Origin of the sequence: Stenotrophomonas sp. ZAC14D2_NAIMI4_6 (genome assembly GCF_003086875.1) — a bacterium.
Classification (GTDB): Bacteria; Pseudomonadota; Gammaproteobacteria; order Xanthomonadales; family Xanthomonadaceae; genus Stenotrophomonas.
The window spans coordinates 58,715-75,345 of record NZ_CP025996.1; the positions used below are offsets into that span (position 1 = coordinate 58,715).

Annotated in this window: 15 protein-coding genes; 13 read left to right on the forward strand and 2 right to left on the reverse strand. The window is 67.4% G+C overall.

Going from position 1 to position 16,631, the window contains the following annotated elements; translation table 11 throughout:
* Positions 1 to 27: 27 nt before the first annotated feature.
* The 9 genes from C1933_RS00220 (at position 28) to C1933_RS00260 (ending at position 9,760) form a co-directional block, all read left to right on the forward strand.
* On the forward strand, positions 28 to 1,029 hold the full coding sequence (locus C1933_RS00220) for a TRAP transporter substrate-binding protein (RefSeq protein ID WP_108751709.1): 1,002 nt from the start codon (positions 28 to 30) through the stop codon (positions 1,027 to 1,029).
* A 10-nt stretch (positions 1,030 to 1,039) separates the two neighbouring features.
* Positions 1,040 to 1,576 (forward strand): TRAP transporter small permease, encoded by a 537-nt coding sequence (locus C1933_RS00225; RefSeq protein WP_108751710.1) that lies wholly within the window; start codon positions 1,040 to 1,042, stop codon positions 1,574 to 1,576.
* Positions 1,577 to 1,579: 3 nt separating this feature from the next.
* Entirely contained in the window at positions 1,580 to 2,863 is a 1,284-nt protein-coding gene (locus C1933_RS00230; protein ID WP_108747944.1) for a TRAP transporter large permease, read from the forward strand.
* Positions 2,860 to 4,017 carry a pectate lyase gene (gene pelA, locus C1933_RS00235; protein WP_234414595.1) on the forward strand — a complete coding sequence of 386 codons (1,158 nt, stop codon included), beginning with the start codon at positions 2,860 to 2,862 and terminating at the stop codon, positions 4,015 to 4,017. Before C1933_RS00230 ends, pelA begins: the two co-directional genes overlap by 4 nt.
* Positions 4,018 to 4,045: 28 nt before the next feature.
* Complete coding sequence (locus tag C1933_RS00240; RefSeq protein WP_108751711.1) at positions 4,046 to 5,632, forward strand: family 43 glycosylhydrolase; 1,587 nt, start codon at positions 4,046 to 4,048, stop codon at positions 5,630 to 5,632.
* A gap of 38 nt (positions 5,633 to 5,670) precedes the next feature.
* Positions 5,671 to 6,729 carry a LacI family DNA-binding transcriptional regulator gene (locus C1933_RS00245; RefSeq protein ID WP_108751712.1) on the forward strand — a complete coding sequence of 353 codons (1,059 nt, stop codon included), beginning with the start codon at positions 5,671 to 5,673 and terminating at the stop codon, positions 6,727 to 6,729.
* Positions 6,730 to 6,884: 155 nt separating this feature from the next.
* Positions 6,885 to 7,733: a 5-dehydro-4-deoxy-D-glucuronate isomerase gene (gene kduI / locus C1933_RS00250; RefSeq protein WP_108751713.1), complete on the forward strand. Its 849-nt coding sequence runs from the start codon at positions 6,885 to 6,887 to the stop codon at positions 7,731 to 7,733.
* A gap of 81 nt (positions 7,734 to 7,814) precedes the next feature.
* Positions 7,815 to 8,570 (forward strand): 2-dehydro-3-deoxy-D-gluconate 5-dehydrogenase KduD, encoded by a 756-nt coding sequence (gene kduD, locus C1933_RS00255; RefSeq protein WP_108751714.1) that lies wholly within the window; start codon positions 7,815 to 7,817, stop codon positions 8,568 to 8,570.
* A gap of 92 nt (positions 8,571 to 8,662) precedes the next feature.
* Positions 8,663 to 9,760, forward strand: a complete 1,098-nt coding sequence (locus C1933_RS00260) for a GDSL-type esterase/lipase family protein (RefSeq protein ID WP_108751715.1) — start codon at positions 8,663 to 8,665, stop codon at positions 9,758 to 9,760.
* 129 nt (positions 9,761 to 9,889) lie between these two features.
* On the opposite strand, the gene C1933_RS00265 is transcribed toward C1933_RS00260, so the two are convergent.
* Both C1933_RS00265 and phhA read right to left on the reverse strand, forming a co-directional pair.
* Positions 9,890 to 10,573 carry a DUF4375 domain-containing protein gene (locus tag C1933_RS00265; RefSeq protein ID WP_234414596.1) on the reverse strand — a complete coding sequence of 228 codons (684 nt, stop codon included), beginning with the start codon at positions 10,571 to 10,573 and terminating at the stop codon, positions 9,890 to 9,892.
* 117 nt (positions 10,574 to 10,690) lie between these two features.
* Positions 10,691 to 11,584, reverse strand: coding sequence for a phenylalanine 4-monooxygenase (phhA, locus tag C1933_RS00270; RefSeq protein ID WP_108751717.1), 894 nt, complete (start codon positions 11,582 to 11,584; stop codon positions 10,691 to 10,693).
* A gap of 125 nt (positions 11,585 to 11,709) precedes the next feature.
* Between phhA and C1933_RS00275 the strand changes: the two genes are divergently transcribed.
* From C1933_RS00275 to C1933_RS00290, 4 genes are all read left to right on the forward strand, one after another.
* Positions 11,710 to 12,192, forward strand: a complete 483-nt coding sequence (locus C1933_RS00275) for an Lrp/AsnC family transcriptional regulator (protein WP_108747953.1) — start codon at positions 11,710 to 11,712, stop codon at positions 12,190 to 12,192.
* Between the two features lie 86 nt (positions 12,193 to 12,278).
* On the forward strand, positions 12,279 to 14,288 hold the full coding sequence (locus C1933_RS00280; protein ID WP_108751718.1) for a hypothetical protein: 2,010 nt from the start codon (positions 12,279 to 12,281) through the stop codon (positions 14,286 to 14,288).
* A gap of 127 nt (positions 14,289 to 14,415) precedes the next feature.
* Positions 14,416 to 15,270: a hypothetical protein gene (locus tag C1933_RS00285; RefSeq protein WP_108751719.1), complete on the forward strand. Its 855-nt coding sequence runs from the start codon at positions 14,416 to 14,418 to the stop codon at positions 15,268 to 15,270.
* Positions 15,267 to 16,631: an XVIPCD domain-containing protein gene (locus tag C1933_RS00290; RefSeq protein WP_159093922.1), complete on the forward strand. Its 1,365-nt coding sequence runs from the start codon at positions 15,267 to 15,269 to the stop codon at positions 16,629 to 16,631. The genes C1933_RS00285 and C1933_RS00290 overlap by 4 nt, the downstream gene beginning before the upstream one ends.

Sequence of the window (16,631 nt, forward strand, 5' to 3'; positions counted from 1 at the left end):
CCAGTGAACACGCGCGGGAGGGCGCAGATGATCACACGACGTAATTTCCTGGCCGGTGGTGCTGCTGCCCTGGCCACGCCGATGCTCGCCGCCTGCAGCCGTGGGCCGGGCGGCAGCGTGGACGGCGGCGCCCTGCTGACCGCCACCGACGTGCACGTGGCCGACTACCCCACCGTGACCGCGGTGAAGTGGATCGGTGAGACGCTGCAGCGCGAAACCAACGGCCGCCTGCGCCTGCGCCAATACCACTCGGGCCAGCTCGGCCGCGAATCGGAAGCGATCGACATGGCCCGCTTCGGCGCCATCGACATCACCCGCGTGTATGCCGGTGCGCTGAACAACGCGTTTCCGCTGACCCAGGCGCTGTGCCTGCCTTACGTGTTCAAGTCGGTGGCGCACCAGCGTGCCGCGCTGGACGATGGCGTGGCCGAGGCGGTGCTGCGTGGTTTCGAGAGCCGCGACCTGGTCGGCCTGGCGATCTACGATTCCGGCGCGCGCTGCTTCTACAACACCAAGCACCCGATCGTGGCACCGAAGGACCTGCACGGCCTGAAGCTTCGCGTGGCCTCGTCGGACATCTTCATCCAGCTGATGCGCCTGCTCGGCGCGAACCCCACGCCGATGTCGCTGGGCGACACCTTCTCGGGCATGGAAACGCACATGATCGATGGTGCCGAGAACAACATGCGCAGCTTCCACTCCAGCCGCCACTTCGAGGCCGCGCACTACTGGTCGCAGAGCGATCACTCGTATGCGCCGGACGTGCTGCTGATGTCGCGGGCCAGTTTCGAGCGGCTGCAGCCCGATCACCGGCAACTGCTGCTGCACACCGCACGCGCTTCGGTGGCGGTGATGCGCGAGCAGTGGGATGCCTCTGAAAGCGCCGCACGCCGCGCCGTGCTCGATTACGGCGTGAAAGCCAACGAAGTGGACATGCCGGCCTTCCGCGCGGCCGCACAGCCACTGCTGAAGCACTACCTGCAACAGCCGGATATCGCCGCGCTGGTTGATCGCATCCGCGCTGCCTGAGGACCCTGCCATGACCGAGACGACGACGCCCGCCGCCGGGCCTGGACAGCGCCTGCTGGACCGCATTGCCGACATCGCCATCTACTGCGCCGTGGCCGCCCTGCTGGGGCTGGTGGTGGTGCAGGGCTGGCAGGTGTTCGCCCGCTACGTGATCAACGATTCGCCCAGCTGGACCGAACCGGTCACCCTGCTGCTGCTGGCCACCGCCATGAGCCTGGGTGCTGCCTGTGGCGTGCATACCAACCGCCATTTCGGCTTCTTCCTGCTGCACGCGTACATGGGCGCCGGCCTGCGCCGCGCCGTGGATGTGCTGATCCAGCTGGTGGTGGCGGTACTGGGCGGCTTCATCGCGTTCTGGTCGACCGACCTGCTGCTGGACGGCCTGGACATCAAGGCGGCCGGCGCGAACCTGCCGCAGAGCATCAACTACCTGCCGCTGGCACTGGGCGGCGCTCTCATGTTGCTGTTCGCGCTGAACCGTGCGTGGAAGGCACTGCACCAGACGGCGGCCGATACCGGCGCCGATGACGCTGAAGGAGATCGTTGATCCATGGGTATCACCATTCTGTTCTCCGTGTTCGCCGTGCTGCTGCTGTTGGGCGTGCCGGTGGCCTACGCGCTGGCGGCCGCGGCGCTGGCTACGCTGCTGTACCTGGATATTCCGACCATCGTGCTGGTACAGCAGATCTCGGCGGGTACCGGCTCGGCGTCGCTGATCGCCATCCCGCTGTTCATCTTCGCCGGTGAAATCATGATGCGCGGCGGCATCTCCGAACGCCTGATCGCACTGGCCTCGTCGCTGGTCGGCCGCATGCGCGGTGGCCTGGGCCAGGTCTCGATCCTGTCCTCGCTGTTCTTCGGCGGCGTGTCCGGCTCGGCCATCGCCGACGTCTCGGCCGTCGGCGGCACCATGATTCCGCAGATGGTCAAGCGCGGCTACGACCGCGACTTCGCGGTGAACGTCAGCATCACCGCTGCGCTGGTGGCGCTGCTGGTGCCGCCGTCGCACAACCTGATCCTGTTCTCGGCCGCGGCGGGCGGCGGGTTGTCCATTGCCGATCTGTTCGCCGCCGGCATCGTTCCCGCGCTGCTGATGACCCTGGCGCTGATGCTGACCGGCTACGCGGTGGCACGCCGCCGTGGCTATGGCGTGGAAGCTTTCCCCGGCTGGCGCGCGGTGCTGCTGCGCATCGTCTCCGCCCTGCCCGGCCTGGGCCTGGTGGCACTGATCTTCGTCGGTATCCGCGCGGGCATCTTCACTGCAGTGGAAAGCGCGGCCATTGCCGTGGTCTACGCCCTGCTGGTGACCACGGTGCTGTACCGGCAGCTGCGCTGGCGCGAGTTCTTCGACACGGTGATCCACGCCGCGCGCAGCACCGGCGTGATCCTGTTCGTGATCGCCACCGCCGCCGTGTTCGGCTGGCTGCTGGCCTACCTGCAGGTGCCGACTGCGGCCGTGGACTTCCTGCAGTCGTTCGCGCACAGCCAGTTCATGGTGCTGCTGATGATCGTGGTGATGCTGCTGCTGCTGGGTACCTTCATGGACCTGGCGCCGATGATCCTGATCTGCACGCCAATCTTCCTGCCGGTGGCCAAGGCCTATGGCATCGACCCGATCCACTTCGGCCTGGTGCTGGTGCTGACCGGTGGCCTTGGCCTGGTGACCCCGCCTGTGGGCTCGGTGCTGTTCATTGGTACCTCCATCGGCAAGATCACGGTGGGCCAGAGCATGCGCACCATCTGGCCGTTCTGGTTCGCTGCGTTGGCGGTGCTGCTGATCGTCACCTTCTTCCCGCAGCTGTCGCTGTGGCTGCCGGCCGCGTTGCGCGCATGATGCGCGGGCGCACGCTGCCATTGCTGCTGTGCCTGGGCGTGGCGGCCGCCGCCGCCCAGGCCGGGCCGCCGCCGGCATCGCCGGCATCACAGGCAATTCCGGTGGGCAGCTTCAACGATGGGGTGAACCACTGGCGCAGCGGCCATGCAGAGGATTACGCGCGGCTGCAGCCGCAGCAGTACCGGCAGATTGCCGACAACCTGCTGCTTCTGCAGCGCCGCTCCGGCGGCTGGCCGGTGAACCAGGACCCGCTACGGGTGCTGGATGCCGCGGCCCGCGAGGCCGCACGCAAGGCGCAGGACGAACCGGGCGGCAGCTTCGACAACCGCACCACCTATACCCAGGTGGATTACCTGGCCGAAGCCTTCGCCCGCAGCGGTGACAGCCGCTATCGCGATGCAGCGCTGCGCGGCCTGGACTTCATCCTCGACCAGCAGATCGCCAGTTGCGGCGGCTGGCCGCACTCGGTGCCGGCGCGTACCGATTACCACGACCGCATCACCTTCGCCGACGATGTGACCAGTGGCGTGCTGACCACGCTGCGGCAGGTGCAGACGGCGCAGCGATTCGCCTTCGTCGATGCCGCGCGGCGTGCACGGGTGGCCAGCGCCGTGCAGCGTGGGGATGCCTGCCTGCTGCAGTTGCAGGTGCGCCAGCAGGGCCGGCCCACGATCTGGGCGGGCCAATACGATGCCGCCACGCTGCAGCCCGCACCGGGGCGGAAGTTCGAACTGGCCGCACTGGTCACCGACGAAAGCGTGGGCGTGGTGCGCTACCTGATGTCCATTCCCGCTCCGTCGCCGCAGACGGTGCAGGCCATCGACGGCGCACTGGCCTGGTTCCAGGCCAATGCCCTGCACGGGCTGCGCCTGCAGACCGTGGATGCCCCGGCCGAACAGTTCGCCCACCACCGCAGCACGCAGGACCGGCAATTGCTGGCCGACCCCGGCGCGCCGCTGCTGTGGGGCCGCTTCCACGACCTGGCCGACAACACGGTAGTGCTGGCCGACCGCCAGGGCCAGCGCCTTCAGACCTATGCGCAGGTGGGCCGCGAACGCCGCACCGGCTACCACTGGTACGGCACCTGGCCGCAGGCCCTGCTTGACCGCGACGCGCCGGCCTGGCGCGCGCGTAGCGGGCACCGCGCCCCCTGAACCCGCATCCGCACCACGGAGGAACCCGATGCTGTCCAGCACCGCTCTGAAATCCCTGTTGGCCGCCACCCTGCTGCTGGCTGCGCCTGTGCTGGCGCAGGCCCAGCCAGCGTCCACGGCGTGGAAGCGCGGCATCGAGAACCAGCGCCAGGCCGACCTGGGCGACGGCACCTTCCTGAACCCGGTGTTCGCCGGCGACCGCCCCGACCCGTCGGTGCTGAAGGACGGCCAGGACTACTACCTCACCCTGTCCTCGTTCGATGCCTACCCCGGCCTGCCGATCTGGCACTCGCGCGACCTGGTGAACTGGCAGCCGCTGGGCCACGCGATCACCCGCAACGTGGGCGCGATCTGGGCACCGGACATCGTCAAGCACCAGGGCCGCTACTACATCTACTTCCCGGCCCGTACCGGCGAACACCGCAGCAACTTCGTGGTCTGGGCCGACAGCATCAAGGGCCCGTGGAGCGAGCCGATCGACATCGGCCTGGGCGGCTACATCGATCCCGGCCATGCCGTGGGCGAAGACGGCAAGCGCTACCTGTTCCTGAGCGGCGGCGACTACGTGCAGCTGGCCGACGACGGCCTGAGCGTGGTCGGCACGCCGAAGCACGTCTACGACGGCTGGAAATACCCGGAAAGCTGGGACGTGGAGGCCTATGCGCAGGAAGGCCCGAAGATCCACTTCCGCGACGGCTGGTACTACATGACCACCGCCGTGGGCGGCACCGCCGGGCCGCCCACCGGGCACATGGTGATCACCGCCCGCTCGCGCTCGATCCATGGGCCGTGGGTGAACGCACCGAACAACCCGATCATGCGCACGCAGTCGGCCGCCGAACCCTGGTGGTCGCGCGGCCATGCCACGGTGATTGAAGGCACCGACGGGCGCTGGTGGATGATGTACCACGGCTACGAGAACGGCTATTGGACGCTGGGCCGGCAGGCCCTGCTGGAGCCGATCGAGTGGACCGACGATGGCTGGTTCGTGGCCAAGGGCGGCGACCTGGGCCAGCCGCTGCGCAAGCCTTCGGGGGAATCGGTGGGTCGCCACGGCATGGCCCTGTCCGATGATTTCCGCGGCAAGTCGCTTGGCCCGCAGTGGTCGTTCTTCAACCCGGCCCAGGACGAGTACCGGCGGCTGGGCTTCAGCGGCCAGGGCCTGGTGCTGCAGGGCAAGGGCCAGACCCCGCGCGACAGCTCGCCGCTGACCGCCATCGCCGGCGACAAGGCCTACCAGTTCGAGGTGGAGATGGACATCGCCCCGGGCGCGGTGGGCGGCGCCCTGCTGTTCTACAGCGACCGCCTGTACGTGGGCGTGGGCAGCAACGGCGAGAAGTTCATCATGCACCGCTACGGCGAGGAACGCCCCACCCGCTTGGCGCCCAGCGCAAAGGGCGGCAAGCTGTGGCTGCGGGTGACCAACAACCGCCACATCGTCACCATCCACTCCAGCACCGATGGCCAGCGCTGGCAGAAGTACCCGGTTCAGATGGAAGTGTCCGGTTACCATCACAATGTGGCGGGCAAGTTCCTGGCACTGAAACCGGCGCTGTATGCGGCCGGCGACGGTGCGGTAACCTTCCGCAGCTTCCGCTATCGCGCGCTGGACTGAGCGCGCGCTGGAATCCCCAGACTTACCGGGTTCACTACATGTCAGTGCGCAACAAGAACGATGCCGCCACGCCGGCATTGGCGAAGGGCAAGGCCGCCACGATCAACGACATCGCGCGACTGTCGGGAGTATCGAAGAAAACGGTTTCACGGATCATCAACAACTCGCCCCTGGTGCGCAAGGACACGCGTGACAAGGTCGAGGCGCTGATGCGCGAGGTCGGCTATACGCCCGATCCGCTGGCCCGTGGCCTGGCCTTCCGCCGCTCCTTCCTGATCGGCATGGTCTACGACAACCCCACCGCGCAGTACATCGTGGACATGCAGTACGGCGCGCTGGACGCGCTTCGCGGCTCCAGCTTCGAACTGGTGGTGCACCCCTGCGACAGCCGCAGCCCGGGCTACATCGATGGCGTGCGCCGCTTCGTGCAGCAGCAGAAGCTGCACGGGGTGATCCTGGTGCCGCGTGCGTCCGAAGACCAGGCGCTGGCCGACATGCTGGATGAGATCGGTTGCCGCTTCACCCGCGTGGCCGCGCTGCCGCTGGATGACAGTTCGCAGATGGTGGTGACCCATGACCGCGACGGCGCCGCCGAAGCGGCGGACTACCTGCTGTCGCTGGGCCACCGCGAGATTGCCCTGGTGACCGGCCCCAGCGCCTACCGCTCGGCCCATGAACGCACCGCCGGCTTCATCGACGCGCTGTCCCAGCGTGGCATCGAGCTGCCGAAGGACCGCATCATCGAGGCCGGCTACACCTTCGAATCGGGTGTGGCCGCGGCGGAGAAACTGCTGCTGGGCAAGCGCCGGCCCACCGCCATCTTCACCGGCAACGATGAAATGGCCGCCGGCATCTACAAGGTGGCGCTGCGGGCGGGCATCAACATTCCGCGCCAGCTGTCCATCGTCGGCTACGACGACAGCCCACTGGCCTCGCGGCTGTGGCCGTCGCTGACCTCGGTGCGCCGGCATACCCGCGACACCGGGCGCACCGCCGCGGCCATGCTGATCCAGCCCGAAGGCCAGGCCGCGCTGCAGATTGCCAGCGTGCGCCCGCACCTGATCGTCCGCGACTCCTGCCAACCGCCCGAGGATTGATGCCGAAGGCATCAGTCCGGTAGGTCGCAAGCTTGCTTGCGACACATCACCCTATCGTGCGACGCAAAATGACACCGGTTACCAGTGTCGCTAGAATCGATCACGAACCGCGCCGGGGCCGAACCCTTCGGCCCGCCCCCTGCTCTGGAGAAGCCATGTACTGCAAGACCCACTACGCCACCCATCCCGACGCCATCAAGGGCGCCAGCAACGACCAGCTGCGCGAGCTGTACCTGCTCGACGGCCTGTTCAACGCCGGCCAGATCACCCTGAAGTACACCCACTACGAGCGCTTCGTGCTGGGCGGTGCCGCCCCGGTCGATGCCCCGCTGGCGCTGCCGGCGCAGACCGAGCCGGCCTCGGCCGCCGGCCATCCGTTCCTGGAGCGCCGCGAGCTGGGCGTGATCAACGTGGGCAGCGGCACTGGCACCGTCACCGTCGATGGCACCGTGTACACGCTGGGCCCGAAGGATGGTCTGTACGTGGCCATGGGCAGCAAGGACGTGGTGTTCGCCTCGCAGGACGCCGCCAACCCGGCGCAGTTCTACCTGGCCTCGACCCCGGCCCACGCGCGTTTTGAAACCAAGCAGCTGTCGATCAAGGACGCGGTGGCGCTGGATCGCGGCGCGCTGGAAACCAGCAACGAACGCACCATCTACCAGTACATCGTGCCGGCCACCTGCCAGTCCTCGCAGCTGCTGCTGGGCCTGACCGTGCTGAAGCCGGGCAGCGTGTGGAACACCATGCCGCCGCACCTGCACGACCGCCGCAGCGAGGTCTATTTCTACTTCGACCTGGGCCAGAACGACCGCGTGTACCACTTCATGGGCGAACCGGACGCGCAGCGCCACATCGTCATGCAGAACAACGAAGCGGTGGTATCGCCGCCGTGGTCGATCCACATGGGTGCCGGCACCAGCAACTACGCCTTCATCTGGGCGATGGGTGGCGAAAACCTGGATTACACCGACATGCACGTGCTGGACATCTGCCAGCTCAAGTAAGCCCTGCCCCGCCACCGTGCCCCCCGCGCCGGTGGCCTTCGGCCTGCATCACGCACGCCCCTACCAAGGAACGCATACGCAATGGCTAATCCCTTCAGCCTGGAAGGCAAGGTCGCTCTGGTCACCGGTGGCAACACCGGCCTGGGCCAGGGCATCGCAGTGGCGCTGGCCGCCGCTGGCGCCGACGTCGCCGTGGCCGGCATCGCCCCGCCCACCGAGACCATCGAGAAGATCACCGCGCTGGGTCGCCGCTGCCTGGCCATCGAAGCCAACCTGATCAGCATCGAGCCGGTGGAACGCGTGGTGCGCGAAACCATCGAAGGCCTGGGTGGCCTGGATATCCTGGTCAACAACGCCGGGCTGATCCGCCGCGCCGATGCCGTGGACTTCAGCGAGCAGGACTGGGACGACGTGATGAACGTCAACATCAAGTCTGCGTTCTTCATCTCGCAGGCGGCCGGTCGCCACTTCATCGAACAGGGCCGCGGCAAGATCATCAACATCGCCTCCATGCTGTCCTTCCAGGGCGGTATCCGCGTGCCGTCGTACACCGCCAGCAAGAGCGGCATCGCCGGCATCACCCGCCTGCTGGCCAACGAGTGGGCAGGCAAGGGCGTGAACATCAACGCCATCGCACCGGGCTACATGGCCACCGACAACACCGCCCAGCTGCGTGCCGACGAAGCGCGCAACCAGTCGATCCTGGACCGCATCCCGGCCGGTCGCTGGGGCACGCCGGATGACCTGGCTGGTGCGGCGGTGTTCCTGGCGTCGTCCGCGTCGGACTACGTGAACGGCGCGGTGCTGCCGGTCGATGGTGGCTGGTTGGCGCGGTAACCCGGCAACGCAACCAACGGTGGGTGCGGACCTTGGTCCGCGCCGCTTCCGCAACGCAGCCGGGCAGGGCTCGGCTCTACAGGAGTGCCGCGATGCGAAGGCTGTTGCTGCTGTTGTTGCTGTCATGCACCGCCGTGCAGGCGGCCCCCGTACGGGTGTTCATTGCCGGTGATTCCACCGCTGCCGAATACGGGCCCGAGCGCGCACCGCAGGCGGGCTGGGGCCAGGCGCTGCAGAGCTACCTGGACCCGGCGCGCTTCGAAGTACACAACCACGCCAAGGGCGGGCGCAGCACACGCAGCTTCATCGACGAAGGACGCCTGGACGCAATCGCTGCCGAGCTGCGGCGCGGCGATGTGCTGCTGATCCAGTTCGGCCACAACGATGCGAAGTTTGAAGACGCCAGCCGCTACACCGATCCGGACAGTGACTATCCGCGCCTGCTGATGCGCTACGTGCAGGTGGCGCGCGAGCGCGGCGCCACGCCGGTGCTGATCACCCCGGTGGCGCGCCTGCTGTACGACTTCGGATCGCTGCTGGACACGCATGGCCGCTATACGCAGTCGATGAAGGCCTTGGCCGCGCGCGAGCAGATCGCGTTGATCGATCTGAATGACCGCAGCACGCGCTGGATCCGCGCGCTGGGCGAGCAGGGCGCACGACCGTACTTCCTGTTCGTGCCCGAGCAGGGCAAGGCCGACGGAACGCATTTCAGCGTGGCCGGCGCCAACGCGGTGGCCTGCCTGGTGCTGCGCGAGGCGGTGCCCTTGCGTGCCGATCTGAAACCGGCGCTGCGGCGCGATATCGACTGCGATGTGATGGCGCCGGCGCAGGGCGGCGAAGCGCCGCGCGCCTCGCAAATGGTGCACGAAGACGCGGTGAAGCGCACCCAGCCAGGCCCGCATGGCGGTGCCGGGCCGACCACCGCGTATCCGTTCTTCGCCGATGCAGCGGATCTGCCGTTCGTGCTGCGCAAGCGGGTACTGCACAAAGGCGCCGGCATCGGCCTGCATCCGCAGCACAAGGACGAGATCTATTACATCGTGAGCGGGCAGGGCAGTTACGTGCTGGATGGCAGGCAGCACGACGTGCGTGCCGGCCATGCGCTGCTGACACGCACCGGCAGTACGCACGCGCTGCAGCAGGTGGGCGACGAGGATCTGGTGGTGTTGCTGGCGTACCCGCGTTGAACCGTGATACCAACACCGCGTCAGTCGAGCAAGCTCGACTCTACAGAGGGGGCGCGGCGCCGTAGAGTCGAGCTTGCTCGACTGCTCTTCTACGTCAGTCGAGCAAGCTCGACTCTACCGGGGGCTGGGTCATCGTTGTTCAACTGGTTCCGGGCCGAAGTGCATCAACCCCAGCCGGGCCAGATCTTCCGGGCGCTCGAAGTACGCTTCGTCGAAGGCATGCAGTGCCTCCTGCTCCTGCTCGGTCATCGCGCCGTACAGGTCGGTCAGCTGGGTGATCGCCGGGTCATCTTCCAGCCGGTCCAGCAGCCCGCGCATGCCGGCCAGGATCGCGTGGGTGTGCACCGCACCCATCGCTTGCAGCGCACGCAGCGCCAACTGGCAGGTGGGGTCGCCCCAGTTGCACAGGAACTGCATGAAGCCGCCGTTGTTGATGTCCGCTTCCATGCGCCACAGCGCCACCAGCTGCTGGTCCTCATCGGACAGCGCATCCAGCGTCCATGCCGCCGCCTTCAGTCGTGCCAGCGCCGCCTCGTAGCGGTCGTCCCAGACCTGGTTGGGGATATCGACCACGCCGTCCTCGCGCGGCGGCAGCAACGCGGGCCAGTTCACCCCCAGGCCGTTGGGCGTGGCAACCCAGTGCAGGCGCTGTTCGGGCGTGGCCTCGAACAGCGCAGGCGCCCAGCGCAGCGGCTGGCGGGTGCGGCGGCCATCGGCCAGGGTCAGCAGGATGAAGTCGTCGTTGAAGGCGACGTCGGATACGCGCAGCGAGGCAAATACGTCAGACATGCCGTGCAGGATAGCGGACGCCATGGGACGACCGTCATAACCTTCAAAAGCGGCAGAGGCTTTTGAAGGTTAGCCAGCAGCATTCGGGGTCAGCGCCCTTTCGTGCGAAAGGGATCTGACCCCAACGGCCAGAGGGTGGCCTCAGACGTCGCCGCCGTCTGCCCAGCCCTCACCGGTACCCGCCTGGAACACGCGGTCGTCGGCCTGCACATCGCCGGCCGCCAGGTGGGCCTGGTCGGCCAGTGCGGCGTAGATCGGGGTGAAGTCGGGCGAGGTCGCCTGCATCAGCTGTTCGAAACTGTCGATGACGAAGTAGGTCTTCTGGAACGTGTCGATGCGGTAGCGGGTGCGCATGATCCGCTGCAGGTCGAAGCCGATCCGGTTGGGCGCGGCCGATTCCAGCGAGTACAGCGATTCGCCCTTGGACGACACGATGCCGGCGCCGTAGATGCGCAGGCCCTCGGGCGTGTCGATCAGGCCGAACTCCACTGTGTACCAGTACAGCCGGGTCAGGTTCTGCAGCGCGTCGGGGCCGATCGCGTGGGCCTTCACGCCACCCCGGCCGTAGGCTTCCATGTAGTCGGCGAACACCGGGTTCATCAGCAGCGGCACATGGCCGAACAGGTCGTGGAACAGGTCCGGCTCGGCGATGTAGTCGATCTGGTCCGGGCGGCGGATCCACCAGGTGACCGGGAAACGGCGGTTGGCCAGGTGGTCGAAGAAATCCAGTTCCGGCAGCAGGCCTTCCACGCCCACCAGGGTCCAGCCGGTGGCCGCGCCCAGCACTTCGTTCAACTGGTCGAAGCGCGGAATCATGTGCGCGCTCATGCCCATCTCGTCCTGTGCGTCCAGGAATTCCTGGCAGGCGCGGCCGACCAGCAGCTCGCGCTGGCGCTGGTACAGCGTGCTCCAGGTGGCGTGGTCGTCTGCGCTGTAGGTTTCCCACGGCTGCTCGACCAGCGCGGTGGTGTACACCGGCACGTAGCCCTTGTCGGTCTGCTGGTGTTCGACGCGGCGGGGCTGGGCGAGGTCCATGGGGCACTCCTTGATGGGATACCGGTGATGCTAGGGCAGGGCGCGCGCAACAGGGTTGCAAAAGTTGCGCAGAATTGGCCTTGTGGCGCAATATCCTTGCGTACTCACCGTGTTGCGGGGCAGCAATGGCCGGAGAAGTCCAGTTCGATCGCACGGATATACGCCTGTTGGCCGAGATCCAGCGTGATGGTCGCGCCACCAACGCCGAGCTGGCGGCGCGGGTGAACCTGTCCCCGTCTGCCTGCCTGCGCCGCCTGCAGCGGCTGGAAAGCGAGGGCGTGATCGTGGGCTATGGCGCACGGCTGGAGCCACGCCAGCTGCGCCTTGGCCTGCAGGCCTTCGTGCGGGTGCAGCTGGAAAAGCACGACCAGGCCGCCATCGGCCATTTCGTGGACAGCGTGCAGGGCTGGGATGAAGTGGTGGCCTGCCATGCCCTGACCGGTGACATGGACTACCTGCTGCACGTCTACGTGCGCGACCTGGAACATTTCTCGCGCTTCCTGCTGGACAAGCTGCTGAACGCCGGCGGCGTGGCCGATGCCAATTCCAGCTTCGTGCTGCGCACGGTGAAGGGGTTCCAGGCCCTGCCGCTGTCGCAGCTGGAATGAACGGCCGCTGCGATTTGACGGCGCCGGGCGGGTAGCCGAGCATCACCGCCCTGCGCCCGCCGCAGCGTTCCTTTCCGGTAACAGGCATGTCCGATATCCAGCCCCCGGTGCTTGCCACCACCTTCCTGCCACTGCAGCGCAAATCGCTGGCGCGCTTCATCGCCCATGGCACGCCGCCGCAGACCGCGCTGGAACAGGCCGGGCTGATGGCCGCGCAGCTGTGCCGCGCACGCCTGCACGCACCAGCGGAGATCGAGCGGCTGCTGCACGATGCCTGCACGCTGTTCGCCGCCGATGGTGCCGCCGCAGCCGCGCAGCTGGCGGGGCAGGGCGGCGGCGCGCAGCCGGAACTGGATGCCTGGCTGTCCGCACTGGCCGCGCACGGTGTGCTGCTGGCCCCGGCGGAGATCCTGCAGGACTTCATCGTGCAGTCGCCATGCGCCTATCCCGGCCTGGCCCTGCAGCAGGCCTGCCAGCAGACGCTGGCCGAGCATGCCATCCGCTTTCCTGCCACCTTCGCCAGCGATGTCGATGATGACGATGCTGCACAGGACCAGGCCGACGCCGAAGACGCGCGCGCGGTCGAACACCACGGCCTGTACACCAGCGAGCAGGCGCGCGTGCTGCGTGCCATCGCGGCCAATCCCGATGAACTGATCGATCTGGACGGCTACGCCGGTACCGGCAAGGGCCATCTGGTGCTGGCACTGATGGATGCGCGCCCTGGCCGCTACACCTACGTGGCGCCGTCACGCGCGCAGGTGGAAGCATTCCGCAGCCGCGTGCCGGGCAGTACCGCAGCGCGCCTGCTGACCCAGATCGAATTCGCCAACCGTCTGGCCCAGCACGCCGCGCGCAGTGGCCTGAGCAACGGCTTCGTGGCCAGCTACCGGCGCAGTACGCGCACCCCGCGCGAGATTGCCGGGCGCATCGGCCTGCAGGGCATCGGCGCGCGTACGCCGGAACAGGTGCTGATGACGGCCTTCGAGGCGATCAACCGCTGGTGTGCCTCGGCAGCGCCGCGCATGGCCTTCCAGCATTTCGACCGCTCGGTGCCGGCGGCCATGCTCGACGTGGGGCCTTATCTGCAGGCGGCCGAGTATGTCTGGCGCTGCATGTTCGACGCCGAGCTGCAGCGTGGCACGCTGTTGAGCCTGAGCCCGCTGCACATCGGCAAGTGGCTGGCCCTGCGCGGGGTGCGTCCACCGTTGGAGCTGGGCATGCTGCTGATCGACGAGGCACACGATCTCAGCCCATCGTGGAAGCAGCTGCTTGCCACCCACGCGCCAGGCGTGGTCAGCCTGGGCGACCCGTACCAGTGCCTGACCGGCACCGTGCCGCGCTGGGCTGCATCGAAGGTGCTGGAAATGCACCAGTCGGTGCGGCAGGGCAACCAGGTGGACGACCTGGTGAACCAGACCCTGGCGCTGGACGGGCTGGGCCAGGACAGCGGGCCCTTCGTTGGCGCCACCGACCGCGCCACCGGCGTGCTGCAGTACCGCGACTGGACGCAGGTGCCGATCGCCGGCCTGCGCATCCACGGCAGCGCGGCCCCACTGGCCCAGGATGCGGCCCAGCTGCAGCTGCGTGGCCTCAGCACCTACCTGCACCCGGCGTCACTGCGCGCGCTGCGCAGCCAACTGCAGCGCCCGCTGGACGCCTGGCGTCGGCGCGGCGACAACGGCTCCAGCCAGGAGTGGCAGCGCGTGCTGGCGGCCCTGGCCGACGACGGGCAGGGCGCACTGGTGGAACTGCTGGCATCCAACGAACAGGTGCAGGCGCTGCTGCAGGTGCTGGACGCGCAGGAAGCGGCCAGCGATGGCGGCGTGGTGCTGTGCCTGGCCGAACATGCGAAGAACCTGCAGTTCGACGTGGTTGCACTGTCGCCCAGCTGCTTCAGCGCAGGGCAGGGTAGTCGTATCTGGCACAACCCGGTGCGCGCGGCCTATCTGGCCATGACCCGTGCGCGGCGCCAGCTGCATGTGCCTGCCGATGGCATGGAACACCTGCAGCACACGGCCGCTCTGCAGGAACAGGCCCGGCAGGCACGCAAGCGCGAGCGGCAGCACGCCAGCGGCTACCGGCCACTGCGCTGATACCCGCGCGGATGGGCCACTGGGACAGTGGTTCGCGCTGTGACCGGGGCCGCACAACCGGGCGATGACCACGCCGCACCTTCATGGCGCGACGTATGCTGGGCCGTGTCTTACCGCAAGGATTGCAATGCATCTGCTGAAACTGCCCGTGGCTGGCCTGTTGATCACGCTGCTGCTGGGTGCGTGCGCGCAGGCTGAAACGCCGCGCAATATGTCGCCGACGCAGACCAACGAGGAAGGCTGCACGCGCAAGCGCAGCCTGGGTCCGCAGAACGCTTACGCCGATCCTGCTCCCATCAAGCAGGCCTGCGTGGGCCCATACCTGCTGGAGCTGCCGCAGAACTACTTCAGCAACCAGATGGGCACCGAGCACGATGGCAGCTTCTCGCTGGCGCTGGAGTACCCGTCGCTGCAGCCCTTCAAGCCCGGCGAGCGGATGAACCTCACGGTCGATGTATCCATCCGCACGGTAAGTCTCAGTTACATGTACATCGGCCGGGCCGATGTCTGGGACGTGATGCAGCGCAGATACACCCCCCGGCCAGGCCGGAGCGATGATCCGGCGGCATCACTGGAAGGGCGCGTCCAGGGTGACGCGGTCCATGGCTTGGTTCCCTACTACGTAGACATGGACAACGTGCGTGCTTACCACCGCGCGAGGGGATTGCCCGAAACAGCACCGGTCATGAAACCGGACTATCACTACGACTGGTACGTATCGCGCGACGACGTGGGGCGCGTCGACCAGCTGGTTCGCTGTACGCCGCGCGAGATCACCGAGTCGGGCGTGGAGTACCGTGATGGAAAGATGGTGAAGAAGCGCGTTATTGGATTCGCCGAATGCCAGCAGACGTTCGTCATCGAAGAACTGAACACCATCGTTGACATCACGTATCCCCGCGAGGGGCTGCCGCAATGGAAGCAGATCGCAACGCGCGCGCGCGCGTTGCTGATTGACAACATCACGAAGGAGCGCAAGTGAATACTGGAAAGGACGGACTGAGCAGACAGGACCTCGATATTCTCGAGGCTTACGCAGAGGCGGGCAACCGCGAGTTGTATTTCAATTACCTCGCGCAGAAGCAGGGCAATGATGGCTACGGCCTGCTGGCACTCGGTGTCGTGCGCAACGACAACAACCCCGGTGCCACGGCGAACAGCTTTGCCGACCGGCAAGCGCGCGCCGATGGGGTGCATTTCAACGAAGGTCAGTGGCAGGAATTCGGCGTCGATCTGATCCGGCGCGATTTCGCGCTGCGCGCAGCGCAGTTCGATGCGGGAAGACCGGAGCTGGCGCTGAATCTCCCAGTGAAGGATGTCCAGAAAGCGCACGATGAAGCTTTCAAGGCACGCGGTATCGATCCCTCTGCCTGGACGCCCTACACGCTACTGATGGCCGCCCGCGTGCATGGCGGCGATCCAGAAGCCGAAGCCGTCTGGACCATGCTGCTGGACAACAACAATCGCGGCCTGGATCGCGCGGCCGAGACAACAAACCTGGTGCTCGGCAAGTACCGGAACCTGATTGACGATCCGGCCGGCTATCTGAAGAACATGGCCGAGGCACGTGGACCGCATGGCCTGCAGCCGGTGTCCAATCTCGACCCGGATCGGATTGCCTACCACGGTGCGACGTATGTGCACGACGATGCCAAGGGACAGTGGCGCCGCGAAGTCTCGGTGCCGGTGAATGCCCCGGTGCTGCCGCTGCCCATCGGTTCGGTGCCGGTGGGCAGCGTGCGCGAGACCGATCCGGCCACGCTGCGGTATCTGGACGATGCACGCGATGTGCGCCAGTTGCGCGAGACGCTGCGCGGGCAGTTCCATGCGGACGATGAGAACAAGGACCGGCCGATCATGGCCAGCCCGTTCGTGCTGAGTGATGCCACCCCGCTGCAGATGCAGCCGGAACGGCAGCGTGCCGGCATCGATCCGCGCGAGCCCGGGCATGCACGCCACGCGCTCTACCAGCAGTGCGCGGCGGGCGTGCGCGATCTCGAGGCGGGGCTGGGCAAGCCGTGGGATGCGCAGAGCGAGTGCGTCAGCGCCAACCTCACCACGCTGGCGGCCGGTGCCGACCTGCAGCGGGTGGACCACGTGCTGATGGGGCGCGGGGCGGCGGCCGGGCAGGAAGGGCCGAACCTGTTCGTGGTGCAGGGCGACCCGGCCGACCCGGCGCATCTGCGCGCGCAGATGCCGGTGGCACAGGCGCTGGCGACTTCGGTGGAGCAGACCTTCCAGCAGTTGGCGGTGAACGATCAGCGGCAGGCGCAGGAACAGGCGCTGCAGCGTGAGCAGGATCAGCAGCTGCAGCAGGCCCGCAGCGCGCCGGTCATGGCCTGA

Excerpts from the sequence above, each read along its gene's own strand:
- C1933_RS00285 (WP_108751719.1), top strand. The coding sequence starts at position 14,416 with ATGCATCTGCTGAAACTGCCCGTGGCTGGCCTGTTGATCACGCTGCTG.
- kduI (WP_108751713.1), top strand. The coding sequence starts at position 6,885 with ATGTACTGCAAGACCCACTACGCCACCCATCCCGACGCCATCAAGGGC.
- C1933_RS00240 (WP_108751711.1), top strand. The coding sequence starts at position 4,046 with ATGCTGTCCAGCACCGCTCTGAAATCCCTGTTGGCCGCCACCCTGCTG.
- C1933_RS00280 (WP_108751718.1), top strand. The coding sequence starts at position 12,279 with ATGTCCGATATCCAGCCCCCGGTGCTTGCCACCACCTTCCTGCCACTG.
- C1933_RS00220 (WP_108751709.1), top strand. The coding sequence starts at position 28 with ATGATCACACGACGTAATTTCCTGGCCGGTGGTGCTGCTGCCCTGGCC.
- C1933_RS00275 (WP_108747953.1), top strand. The coding sequence starts at position 11,710 with ATGGCCGGAGAAGTCCAGTTCGATCGCACGGATATACGCCTGTTGGCC.
- C1933_RS00230 (WP_108747944.1), top strand. The coding sequence starts at position 1,580 with ATGGGTATCACCATTCTGTTCTCCGTGTTCGCCGTGCTGCTGCTGTTG.
- C1933_RS00260 (WP_108751715.1), top strand. The coding sequence starts at position 8,663 with ATGCGAAGGCTGTTGCTGCTGTTGTTGCTGTCATGCACCGCCGTGCAG.
- C1933_RS00245 (WP_108751712.1), top strand. The coding sequence starts at position 5,671 with ATGTCAGTGCGCAACAAGAACGATGCCGCCACGCCGGCATTGGCGAAG.
- C1933_RS00265 (WP_234414596.1), bottom strand. The coding sequence starts at position 10,573 with ATGGCGTCCGCTATCCTGCACGGCATGTCTGACGTATTTGCCTCGCTG.
- C1933_RS00225 (WP_108751710.1), top strand. The coding sequence starts at position 1,040 with ATGACCGAGACGACGACGCCCGCCGCCGGGCCTGGACAGCGCCTGCTG.
- pelA (WP_234414595.1), top strand. The coding sequence starts at position 2,860 with ATGATGCGCGGGCGCACGCTGCCATTGCTGCTGTGCCTGGGCGTGGCG.
- kduD (WP_108751714.1), top strand. The coding sequence starts at position 7,815 with ATGGCTAATCCCTTCAGCCTGGAAGGCAAGGTCGCTCTGGTCACCGGT.
- phhA (WP_108751717.1), bottom strand. The coding sequence starts at position 11,584 with ATGGACCTCGCCCAGCCCCGCCGCGTCGAACACCAGCAGACCGACAAG.